The sequence below is a fragment of the Chitinophaga caeni genome, assembly GCF_002557795.1.
In the GTDB taxonomy this organism is placed as follows: domain Bacteria; phylum Bacteroidota; class Bacteroidia; order Chitinophagales; family Chitinophagaceae; genus Chitinophaga; species Chitinophaga caeni.
The window spans coordinates 1698661-1711373 of record NZ_CP023777.1 but is presented as its reverse complement, the minus strand read 5'-3'; the positions used below and the strand labels follow the sequence as shown (position 1 = coordinate 1711373).

Genomic DNA, 12713 nt, shown 5'->3' with positions numbered 1-12713 from the left:
CGGCCTTTGGAGGTACAGTTTAGGTAAACATTAAAATGCGTATAACTCTGCAATATGTGTTAGATAATTATCGCTTTGGCTACTGTTGATCGTAATCCTGTAATATGTTGCATCCTGTGCATACGACAGGTAGATCGTATTTTCCAATACGTTATCCAGGTGGAAAGCCTCGCTGTAATTCCAAGTACTACCGTCCATACTGGTTTCAACAATGATATCCCTAGGATTACCGGTGGTGCGTACTTCCCCGGTTTTATTGTCGATACGACCAATAAATTTGAAACCATGCACTTTTTCATCAGCATTCATATTGATTGTAATATGATGTGGCGGGCCGGGTTTGGCGCCTTTCCACTGCGTTGTCCAGAAAGTGGCCGGATCATCATCAAAAGCATGGATCGCGTGACCATTGTTGGCACCTTCACCGGTTGCTTCTTCTGAAGAAAAATCAACAATTTCCCAAGCAGCGCGATCCATCACCGGGAAAGGATTCGATAAATATTGCGCATCTACCAAGAAATATGTCGTTTCCAAACTGGGGTTTACATTGACTTGTGAACTGGTTTTCATCGTGATCGGTAATAAAAATTTACCTACACCGTCCAGGTTAGCGGATAATATTTTCATCTTCAATGTTGATGAATGCTGGCTGCCTTTCGGAATCACGGTCGATGTTTCGGTGAATTCATAGCTATCGGCCGGCAACACCGGGTAGCTGGTAAAGTTCATCTTGTTATATTCCGCCACCTTTGCCTGGTCGATTTCAAATTGTACTTCGATGTTTGTATCAAAAGATCTCGGGCCGCCCAGGTAAGCGCCGTAGAAAATGCTATCCCCTGCCGCGGATCTATTAAAAGTATATTCATTCGGTAAATCGATAGCTTGCGGCATATACAACATCGTATATGTATCCGGAATTTCATCGATAACATCGTCGGCCCTTTTATCGCAACTGGATAAACCGGTTGAGAAAGCGGCGATCCCAAGTATATAAATGAATTTTTTCATTGTTTCTGTCATTTTAGTTTATGGATCAATTACCATCCCGGGTTTTGCACCAGGTTACGATCGCGATCTAATTCGGATTGCGGGATCGGGAAGAAATAATATGCTTTCAGGAATACGCGGCGCTCGAAAACAGTTCTTTGATAGAAAGCCAAATCGGTCACACGGGTACCGGCGTCAACATTCATACCGTAGAAAGGTCCGCCATCGGTCTGTTCCGCGATCTTCCAGCGGCGGGTATCGAAATAGCGCATATTCTCAAGACACAATTCAACACGGCGTTCGTGATGGATTTTATTGCGCATTTCCGTTTGGCTTAGGCCCGCTGCAACGCCCGGTAAACCGGCTCTTTCGCGGATCATATCCAGGTAAAACTTGATATCGGGATTGCCGGGATCGGACTCGTTCAAAGCTTCCACGTAGTTCAGCAATATTTCTGCATAGCGCATGATGACATATGGCCGGGCAACGTATTGAGATAAACGCGGGTTACTGTTAGGATGCAGGTTTTTACGGGCAATGTAGCCTGTCCTAGAGAAATCCCAAGTTCCCTTTTTACCGCTGTTGCCGCTGAAATAAGTTTGAATAACCTTCACGCCTTCGCTGGTATTGATCCAAGGGCTGCCGTTATAGCTTACGTTCACATAAAACCTCGGCTCGCGACCAACGTACATATTATGGGTATTCGCCAATGTGTATTCAGTTTCAGTGGTGGTAAACCCTGATTCCGAGTACCCGGAACCCGCTTCATGGATACCTTTACCATTAGCCATTTCGAATTCATCTACCAGGGATTGTGTGACACCGATGGCAGAATAACCATTGCACAAGCGTGGTGAAATGGAGCGTTCCCAAGCGCTTAAGTTATTGGCGTTCCTGCTAAAGATGATTTCGCTGTTCCAAGGATCGAGGAACACATCGCGGCAAGACAGGTACGGATCAAAATTCCCCCCTTCATTATTCTTCTTATATAAAGAAAAATTGAAATTGTCGATTACGTATTTGGCGGCAGTTGCAGCGCTTTTCCATTTATCGATGCTAACTTGTTGATTAATTAATTGTTTGCCATCCAAGTTCACAAAACCTGCATACTCAGAATTACCGTTATATAAAGGACTTGCCGCCAACAATAAAACGCGGCTCTTTAAAGCCATACATACCGCTTGGGTAGCGCGACCATAATCCAACTCATTCTGCGACGTAAAGTGTTTCGGTAGATCTTTCGCAGCTTCATCCAGTTCGGTTACAATATAATCCACACATTCATCGAAACTATTCCTGGGCTTTTGCAATTCTTCATCGGTAGGCGCTAAATCGCCGGAGATCGGTGTGTCTTCCAATAAGATAACCGGTCCGTATTGGCGGATTAAGTTATAATAGAAGAAAGCCCTTAGGAAACGTGCTTCAGCGCTATATTGCCTTATTAACGCCTCACCGTTGGGCAATGCCAATATTTCCTGGTTTTCACCGATACGGTTCATAAAATAAGTAGCAGAACGGATGCCTTGGTAGAAAGTTTTCCAGTAATTGAAATAATTAGAAGCAGCATTCCAATTACCGAGGTTCATCGGGTACGTATCATAACCTTGATCCGGCCGATCGTATGTAACATCGGCATCATCGGAACAGCCGTCCCAAGGAGTTTTATTACGGTAAGCATCATTGGGAACATAGTTGTAAATGTTCGTAAGGTAATCCTCGGAATATTCCCTTCTCTGGAAAACCTGGTCTATGGTGATCCTGTCATCCGGCACCTGGTTTAAGAAATCTTTCTTACAGGAGCTACCTAAAGTAGCGGCCAAGGCAAACAGGTAAACGAGTGATTTCTTCTTCATAATCTGATAAAATATTTTACAGCTTGATATCATGAATATCCAATAGCCTTTTCATTAAAAATTGATAGCAATACCCGCACTGTATGAAGCCGTGCTTGGATAAGCAGCGCCGCGACCGTCACCCAGTTCCACATCCCAAAGTTTGAATGGTGAGAAGGTGAGTACATTGATTCCTTGTAGGAAGATGTTGGCCGATTTCAGCTTCATTTGCTGCATCCAATGTTTGGGTAAGTTGTAGCTTACTTGAAGTGTTTTCAAGCGGAGATAGTTCGCATTTTTCAACCACCAAGTGCTGGTCGCGAAGTTGTCGTTTACAGAACCTGAAGCCAACCTCGGATAGAATACATCTTGACGAGGATTCGCTTCCGTCCAACGATCATTGATGTTATTGAACAAATTACCGCGGCCCAGACCTTGTTGGAAAGGCATCGTACCTTCACCGCTCAGGATGAAATCAACATTGGCGGCACCTTGGAAGAGCGTGGATAAAGCGAAAGATTTATACCCCACCGTGAAGCCGAAACCGTAAACGATTTCAGGGATATTTCCATAACCGATTGGCACCTCATCATAAGAGTTGATAACGCCATCGCCGTTGATGTCCTTGTAACGGATATCCCCTGCACGAACATCCCCTGTTTGCCTCGGCGCATTTTTCACCTCATCATCAGACTCGAATAAGCCCATAGCTACATAACCGTAGCGTTGTCCCACTTTTTGTCCTTTACGTTCCAGCCAAGGATATTTCCAGGCGGGGTCATCATTTTCTACTACCTCGTTGCGGTTGTATGTAAAGTTGCCCAATAGGCTGATATTCCAATCACCGAAACGCTTGTTATAGTTCATAGACAGGTCAATACCTTTATTATCGATGATACCTACGTTACCGAAAGGTTGGTTAATCATACCCACGTAAGCAGGTAAAGAAGTACGGCGTAAGAAAATACCGCTGCGGTGTTCTTTAAACAGATCCGCTTGGATGGTCAAACTTTCACCGAGTAAAGTGATATCGAAACCGAGGTTCGTTTTGCGGGAAGTTTCCCATTGTACATCCACCCCGTATTCACCGATTTCTTTACCATGCCCCTTGTTAGGATAGCTGGTGCCGAGATCTTTACCGAAGGTATAGCCTCCGGTAGAAGAACTCACCGTGGATAAGTATGCAAAGCGGCGACCGGAAATATTACTATTACCCACGATACCATGGGAGAAACGTACTTTAAACTGCTGGATATACTTTTTCAAAGGCTTGAAGAAACTTTCTTCAGACATCACCCAACCTAAGCCACCTGAAGGGAAGAAACCGAAGCGGTTATCGGGTGCAAAGTTTTCAGAACCATTATAGCCGAAGTTGGCCTCTACGAAATAACGATTTTGATAGCCGTAAGTAAACCTGCCTGCCAAACCCTGGAAACGGTAAGGCAGAGAAGATTCCAAGTTGCTGGCATAAGTGTTGATCAAATCGCTTTGGTTATACAACAACATACCGGTTACATTATGCGCACCAAATTCGCGGGCATAATTTAAGGCTGCTTCGGTGTAGAATGTCCTTTCACCTTGGTTGGATTTCGTGTATTCCAGGTATTCGGTACCGATGGCCGTTTGTTCGTAAACCAGGTTCCCTTCATCGTCCCTACCTGTTGCCAGGTATGTATCGGGAGACTTGGTATAACGGTTACTCGTGTAGTTGTAAGCATCGAAAGAGAACATACCCGTTACGGACAAGCCCTTGGTAATGAAAGGCAACTCTTGCGTCAGCCTCAAGTTGGAATATATTTGGCTGCGCCATTGGTTCGCATAGCCTTTTTGCGTAAGGCTGGCCCAAGGGTTACTTAATCCGCCACTGCGGATATCTGCCACTTTACCATCGGGGTATTTGGTGGGAATCTGGATTGGCGACATGAAATAAGCATCGTCGAACAAATCTCCCACGCCCGTTGTAGGAAGGTTTACATTTGATAGATAACCTTGTAAACCTAATTTTATCGTTGTAGTTTTAGAAGGCTTCAAAGTTAAGTTAGAGGTAACATTATATCTTTTGAGGTAGATCGATGAATTGTATTTCGATAAATCATCCGTTTTATATAAACCTAGTTCATCGTAATACCCTAAACCAACGTAATAGATGGCGTTCTCAGAACCACCGTTGATATTGGCATTCGCATTGCGAACATGACCCGTTTTATTAAATATCTCGTCAAACCAATCAACGCTAGGATATAGATAAGGATCGCTACCATCCCTGGTTTGCTGAATTGCATCGTCAGAATATACAGGTGCATTTCCACGGGTAGTTAACGCCTCGTTCGACATTTCCATATAAGTGGCGCCATCGGTAAATTCCGGCAGCTTGGTAAAGGCCGTAATGCCTTCGGAATAACGAACATTGTAGTTTGCCTTACCTGCCTTACCGCTTTTCGTAGTAATCAGGATTACGCCATTTGCACCACGTACACCGTATACCGCGGTAGCAGAAGCATCTTTCAACACGCTAAAGCTCTCGATATCTTCGGGATCGATATTGGCGATATCACGCGGAACCCCATCTACCAAGGTAAGCGGGGCGCTCAGTCCACTACTGAACGTGGAGATACCGCGGATGTATATATTAGCATCATTATAACCCAATTCGCCTGTTCTCTGTACGGAAACTAAACCAGCAACGCGGCCACCGAGAGAATTCGTTAAGTTAGAGGTAGGCAATTTCAGTTCTTTCGGTGCGATGGTAGCCTGCGCACCCACCAAGCTGATTTTCTTCTGTTGACCGAAACCAACCACTACCACTTCTTCCAATGCAGAAGTGGCCAGTTGCATGATCACCTCGATATGTTTCCTTTTATTCACAGGTACTTCCATCGTGCGGTAACCTATCAGGGAGAACACCAGCACATCATCATCCTGCACATTCAGCACGAAGCGGCCGTTTACATCGGTACCTGTTCCCGTTTTACCATTTTTCACGGCTACGGTTACACCAACGAGCAACAAGCCCGTGGAATCTTTTACCACGCCTGTCACTTCATGCCTAGCAGCTGCTTGTGCACTAGTAGCGCCTAAATTATTTTGAGATTTATAAGAAACCGCGATCGTGTTATTTGATTCATTAAACTGGAGACCAGTTTGGCGGTCGATCTCCTGTAATACGGCGGCAACAGTAATTTTATTCTGCTGGATGGTGACCCTTTTGGGGAAGGACTCCAAAGACTTATCATATAAAAACTTAAAGGAAGAATTTTTCTCGATATGACGGAAAGCTTCCACAACTTTGGCATCCTTGAGATGGATGCTGATGATCTGCTCCTTGGTATCTTGTGCCATGGCATTGATGGATCTCACCATGCCACTGCCGATAAATAGGAGAAAGCAGAGCAGGCTAGCTATTTTGCCCCGCTTACTTCGTTGAAATTTAGGTAATGATAGGTTCATATAATTGGATTAAGATTTACATTTTGATAGGCAATAGTTTCCCCCGGCGCCTTCACTGAGGCGTTATTTTTCCGTGGCTGTCCGTAATTAATTTGTTAGTTGATTATCGTGTCATGATCATTCGGTTTGTTGTTTTTCAATGCGAATTATATTTCCATGCTGTTCATAACGAAGGTTGAATATGAAACAAATTGAATCCAATATTTCCTTTAAAGAAGCATTCGAATGCGTCCCCCCGTTCCGGCAAATACCTTGGCGGCAATTCCCGGTGATGCCAATTCTATCTTGACATCATACCAACGTTCCAATATAGCGGCTACCTGCGCGAGGCTGAGGTTGTCCATATTGATCATGCCCTTTCTCCAACTATCAGCAGCCAGGTTAAGACTGTCGTTGCTGACGTTGAGTCGGCCATCGTTAAGCGCGTAAACGAGCCGATCTCCCTGTGTAAGAACAGCCGATTTAGCCGTATTTTGATTATCAGCGACCTTTACCTTACCTGAAAGAACGGTTACGGTAGGATCTTCTTCATCGTAAGATTTAACGTTGAAACTGGTACCCAAAACCTGCGTTTGAATTTTATCTGAATGAACGATAAATGGGTGATCTGCATTGGTATTGACCTCGAAAAAGGCTTCCCCTTTGAGATAAACATCCCTGCTATCAGCGAATGTTTCAGGGTATTTTAATGATGATTCGGCATTGAGGGTAGCGATCGAGCTATCCGGCAATACGATTTTCTTGATTTCACCCGTGCCGGAGAAAGCCGTTACAAAAGCTTGTTCCGGTTGGCTTGCATAGCGGTAAATCCAGAAACCGGAAATTGCCAATAATATAATGGCGGCATATTTCATGAGCGGTTGCAACCTCCTCTTGATACTCTTCGGTTGCTTTCGGCGCCCGGTATGTATACTTTGTAAAATATGTTTTTCAAGCTGGGGTTGCAATGATTCATCTCCCTGTAATTCTTGCCATTCATCATGCGGCAATATTGCTTCCAACTCAGCCTCATTACGCAATTGCGCAACGGCTTCGAAGAAAGCCTTTATTTCTTCCGGAGATGCTTGCTTCTCTTGAATCTTCTTGTACAGTTGTTCAAAACTAGTGGAATCCATATAATAATCTTATGCCTTTAATAGCCATTATTGGCAGGCTTCTATTATTATATACACATATTTTGGGCGGGGTACTTAGTAAAAGGGCTTTTTTTTTGAAAAAAGACAAATAATATCACAACAATGATTGGTAATTCTTAAATGATAAAACTAGCCCGGTGCAATTTTAAGCGGGTCTAAAATTCCGTAATGATATATCAAGAAAGCGGGTAACGCAGACAAAAAAGTTTTAATTTATAACGAGTAATAACAATATCAAAATTCCTCGCAGCAATATGTACTATTTAGAAATGGAAAATTTAATTTAGAAGACAAGGACCTAGTCTAATGCTCACGGATTTTCCATTTAGAAAAGCTAGGTCCTAGTCCATTAATCCCCCGTACACTCAAAATTTTCAGGCCTAATTCAAGGGGCATTTTTCATCCTGGATTCTATTTATAAAAGCACATGCCGTATTTTTTTGTAATCATATGGCACTTACAGTTGGAAGGATCAGATTTTTAGAATGCTACACATCCACATTACCGGGTAATTAATGTAACATTTGCCAAATCCGCGCCCCATCCTTTCAATTTCGCGTAGGTAAGTTTATCCATCTTTGCACCATCGAAACAGATGGTTTTAATGCTCTTGTAGTATTTATTCGTCAGGGCAAAGGGGGCAATGAAAGTAATATTTTTGAGTGTGGCATCCCTAAATGTAACATCGGTTAAATCTGTCTTATCGAAACTAACATCAATAAACTGCTGCCCATCAAAACATTGTCCCCTCAAATCACAATGCTTAAACCGTACTGCATTGAAGACACAATTGTGAAATTCAGTTCCTTTCAATTCTTGAACATTGAATTTAACTTCCTGTAATTCCAAGTTGGAGAATTTCACCCCTGTCATATCACATTTACTAAATTCGGTTCGCAAGAGAACAGACTCATTAAAACTTGCCGCGGCAAGATTGAGTATGGAAAAGGTGCAGCCCGTTAAATTCGTTTTGTAAAAATTAGCTTCCCTGGCATCACTAACTTTAAAGATACTTCCCGTAAGATCGGCCTCCGAAAAATCTGAGCCACGCAAAGCGCTACCATTAAAAGTTGATTTATGGGCGATCACTCCTGCAAAGTCACTTTGGGGCAAGTTACTGCCGCTAAAATGGTTTTGCCGGTTGGCCGGAGCTACAGGGATGGATTCAATATGTGTGCCAGGCAAAGGTGCGTTTTCCTGCACTGAACCTAAACTGGAGGCGGGCATGTCTATATAATCCGTGAAGTAATTCAAATCTACGCCAAAAATTTCCGCTAGCCTGCAACAGGTAACCATATCGGGGATAGACTCCCCCCTTTCCCATTTACCAACAGCTTGCGGACTGATAGAAATTTGCTCTGCTAACTGGGCTTGTGACATTCCCATTTTTTTCCGGGCTTCGGCAATTTTATTGCCAATTAATTTTATTACCATGTTTTTCAAATTAAATTATTAACTCCGTAAAATTACATCGCCCAACCTCTTAAACCCCTATAAATAGCGCTACTTGTGGTTGTTTGCGTACTACTTATAGTTGTTTTTGACAACTGGGAGTGGGAATGTGTTTATCGAGTTAATATATTTCCGGAATTGGATAATAAATTATGATAAAAATCAATATCAACTAAAGCTATAATACGAATAAAGCTGTTTATTCGAACAGGAATGTTTATATCGCGGTGGAATTAATATGGCACCTCGAAACATGGGTGGTATTTTCAATAAATATGATGCTATCTACCTCAACAAAAACAGCACTAACAAAATGTAAGCATCCTTAAACTCCGAACGCATCACTTTTAAGCTGCTGTGAATATGCGCTTCGACCGTGCGGGTAGAGATACCCATCATTTCGGCTATTTCTTTATGGGAAAACCCATCTTCGCGGCTAAGTTTGAATACTTTTCGCTGCTTTTCACCGAGGCGTTGCATGATTTGTTGATATTGTACTTGCAGGGCGGCGAGATCAATTCTTTGTATAATCGGAGGTTCTTCTGCAATGAGTGCTACCGTTTCGGCCGGCAGATCGGTAAATTCCAAGCTCTTTTTGCGGATAAAATTCAATATATGGTTTCTTGCCATCGTAAATAGCAATATCTGTACATCGGCAGATGTATCGATCTTCTCCCTAAAATGCCACAGCTTTAGGAAAATGTCGTGCAACAACTCTTCTGCATCTTGATCGTTGTGCACCTTTTTCTTGCAATAGTTCAATACCTTGGGACCAAGGAGTTGTAACAATTCCTTGAATGCTTGTTCGTCCCCGCTTTTCAGTCGAGCTATTAAGCCTGGCATCATAATGATTGATTTCATTTCCATAGCAATACGAACAAAATTAAAGAGCCCTATATTAACAGAAAGTTATTTCTCAGATGACCGTATCAATCTTTTCGTGGAATACATAACGTGGCTAGTAAGATAGGAAGTATTTTCGGGAAATCACATAATAGGATTCTCTTCAAAAATGTTCACTGATTGAAGGATATGCGTGAAAATTATACCAATTTAACGGGTAAGTTCACTGATTACGCGGATTTCACAGATTAGGTATTTTAGTTTTTATTTAGCGGTTGAGGTTGATTTATTGAGTATGGTGAGCATTTGTGGGGATTTGCTGGGTTAATTTTGGGGGGCTTTAATAATAAATTATCATTATTGTCCGACTAAAATTGCATTAAATTTACTTGGATTCCTTACCTGCTCAAGGACAGAAGAGCAGGATGATATATTCAAATCCCGGTAGCCCAACAATAAAACCGTAGAACTTCGCACCGTTTAATCGAACTTTTGAGACGATGATAATTTTTTCATTGAAAATTTAGTCGGACAACAATGATAAATCGTTAAATTAAATCTGAAATAGGATCATAACTATGATAATTCGGAACTAAAATCGTCTTTCATTATCCGTGAAAGAAAATAGATGAATCAAAAAATCCTATAATCCAATCCAAAATATAAAATCTGTGTAAACCGTGAAATCCGTGACCCTTATAATAATAGCAGCTATCGCCCTCTGCCATTCTTCCATGGCACAAGAACTAAAGCTGTGGACTAAAAAGCCAAAAAAAGAATTCGAAGTTCTCAACAATAATTATAAAATTTACTTTTCCACCGAAGAGGTCATCCAAACCATTTACCTGGTCGACAAGCAAACCAAACAAAAACACAGCAAACTTACAGCCGCCATCCGCGACAAAAAAGTGACCAGCATCGACCTCAATAGCGAAGACCCGGAAATGCAACCCTTCATATACCTGTTAAAAAGCAACTTGGGCGCCTACCTACTCCTCCAAGGACACGCTTACATTCTCTTCAATAAAAAATCGGTTGTACCCACGCTCAATGCTGAAGCCTCCCCACCCATCCATGAAGAAGACGGCAACTCCCGCACCCCCATTTACTTTGCAGCCAAAGGCAGTAAAGAACCTGCCTTCCTTGGAGACATCGACCAACGACTTCTTACCTACTTCCAATCCCTAAAAAAATAAAAGCAACGAAATCTCATTCTAAGTATCTCCGCATCTCCATGTCTCCCCGTCATCCGTGAAATCCGTGAAATCCGTGAACAAGGAGGGCGCCCCCAAATTGGAAGCGCCCCAAAATATAAATTCATACAATAAGCCCTGGCTTAATAATCGGGATTATTCGGCAACAAGTTTGGATTCTTATCCGTTTCCGATAATGGGATCGGCATCAAATACAACTTGTCCGACCAAGAGCGGGTCTGCGCCAAACCATTGCTGATATTGTAAATGGTAGTCATCACGTTCGGGGCAGTTTCCCAGCGACGAATATCCATATAACGTTGTCCTTCCAATGCTAATTCAATCCTTCTTTCCTGGCGGATTACAGGCATCAACTTAGCAGCAGTATTATATTCAGCACGATCAATTACCGGCATTCCAGCACGTACGCGGATACGATCCAAGGCATCGTAAACACTCGCTTCAGGTTGCGTTCCGGCAGCCGTAGCGGCAGTTTTAGCCTCAGCATAAGTCAGCAAAACTTCCGCGAAACGGATGATCGGGTGATTGGCATAGTTATCCAACCCGGCTTGCCATGCAGCAGGATCAACGAATTTACGGAAGTTATAACCGGTGCGGGAACAGTTGTTACCACCGGGAATCCAGGTAAATTCATATCCTTGCGTGATCGTGTTCCAAGGAGCATGTTCAAACAAGATAGAAGCATAAAAACGGGGATCCCTGTTCTTATATTCATCATAAAAAGTAGGGTCTGATTCACGGTTCTCATAACGTTGAGCACGTACAGCAGGATCAAGCGCCGCTACAGGTTTGCCCGTTTTAAAACTCATATAGTCATTCACCAAAGCTTGCGTCGGCGTAACGGAGCTCCATCCGCCTAAATCATCTGAAAGCAAGTAAGTATTTACATACTTCGGATCTTTTTGCTCCAAATACTGGCGATCCAATATCACTTCCACATTATTGTTATTCTTAGCCCAAAACTGTTGTTCATAGCTTCTCAAACCTAACCGGAAACGCTTCTCTTCATCAGCATTGGCAAAGTCAACCCACTGGGAATAATCATCCGCAGCATCAGAAGCAGACTCTTCCGAAACTTTAAACAGGTCGTAATTCATACCCATTACTTGCTGGGCCGCTTCCGCTGCTTCCGTCCACATTCCTTCATATAGATAAACCCTAGCGAGCAATGCCACTGCCGCCCCTTTAGTTATACGACCAACCTCATTGTATTGGGAGCCACCGTAGCTTGGCGGTAATACTGCTGCTACCGCTTTTAATTCATCGATGATAAATTTTAACACATCGGCGCGCTTGTCCCTGGGAACATTCCAATTGGTTAGATCCGGCAGGAAAGTCATAATGGGCACATCACCGAATTGATTCATCATATTAGCATAACGGAACGCTCTCAGGAAACGTGCTTCGGCTTCGAAACGGGCTTTCAGATCAGCATCCATAGGCACATCCTGGACTTTGTCGAGGAAGTTATTGACACGGCGGATACTTTCAAAGCTCCAGTCAACATTGTTAGCAGAAGTAACGTCGCCGGCAGAAATCACCGTGGCAGCACTTTCCCAAGGATATTGTGCGTGAGCGTTATCTGTTTTACCATCATCATAAATGCTCCATTCACCGTAATCGATTTGTTGATAACAAGCATTTAAGGCGAGGTTGGCATCGTTGGCGTTAGTCCAAAATGTTTTGTCTTCAATTTCCCTTTGGTAAGGTCTGTCTAGGAAATCTTTGTTACATGCAGGCTGCGTGAGCGCTACACCTAATAAAGATGATATAATGAGCAATTGTTTTTTCATGTTCAGATT

Annotated in this window: 8 protein-coding genes; 1 reads left to right on the top strand and 7 read right to left on the bottom strand. The window is 42.9% G+C overall.

The window, feature by feature from the left end; all coding sequences use genetic code 11:
* Window positions 1–30: 30 nt before the first annotated feature.
* From COR50_RS07165 to COR50_RS07140, 6 genes are all read right to left on the bottom strand, one after another.
* On the bottom strand, window positions 31–1008 hold the full coding sequence (locus COR50_RS07165; RefSeq protein WP_198405799.1) for a BT_3987 domain-containing protein: 978 nt from the start codon (window positions 1006–1008) through the stop codon (window positions 31–33).
* A 29-nt stretch (window positions 1009–1037) separates the two neighbouring features.
* Window positions 1038–2840, bottom strand: coding sequence for a RagB/SusD family nutrient uptake outer membrane protein (locus COR50_RS07160; RefSeq protein ID WP_098193365.1), 1803 nt, complete (start codon window positions 2838–2840; stop codon window positions 1038–1040).
* Between the two features lie 54 nt (window positions 2841–2894).
* Window positions 2895–6266 carry a TonB-dependent receptor gene (locus COR50_RS07155; RefSeq protein WP_198405798.1) on the bottom strand — a complete coding sequence of 1124 codons (3372 nt, stop codon included), beginning with the start codon at window positions 6264–6266 and terminating at the stop codon, window positions 2895–2897.
* 209 nt (window positions 6267–6475) lie between these two features.
* Entirely contained in the window at window positions 6476–7381 is a 906-nt protein-coding gene (locus COR50_RS07150; RefSeq protein ID WP_098193364.1) for a FecR family protein, read from the bottom strand.
* Window positions 7382–7903: 522 nt separating this feature from the next.
* Window positions 7904–8836, bottom strand: coding sequence for a pentapeptide repeat-containing protein (locus COR50_RS07145; protein WP_098193363.1), 933 nt, complete (start codon window positions 8834–8836; stop codon window positions 7904–7906).
* Window positions 8837–9139: 303 nt separating this feature from the next.
* On the bottom strand, window positions 9140–9700 hold the full coding sequence (locus COR50_RS07140; protein ID WP_198405797.1) for an RNA polymerase sigma factor: 561 nt from the start codon (window positions 9698–9700) through the stop codon (window positions 9140–9142).
* Between the two features lie 686 nt (window positions 9701–10386).
* Between COR50_RS07140 and COR50_RS07135 the strand changes: the two genes are divergently transcribed.
* Window positions 10387–10893 carry a hypothetical protein gene (locus COR50_RS07135; RefSeq protein ID WP_157760675.1) on the top strand — a complete coding sequence of 169 codons (507 nt, stop codon included), beginning with the start codon at window positions 10387–10389 and terminating at the stop codon, window positions 10891–10893.
* Window positions 10894–11033: 140 nt separating this feature from the next.
* Here COR50_RS07135 and COR50_RS07130 read toward each other — a convergent pair whose 3' ends face one another.
* Window positions 11034–12704: a RagB/SusD family nutrient uptake outer membrane protein gene (locus COR50_RS07130; protein WP_157760673.1), complete on the bottom strand. Its 1671-nt coding sequence runs from the start codon at window positions 12702–12704 to the stop codon at window positions 11034–11036.
* Window positions 12705–12713 lie beyond the last annotated feature (9 nt).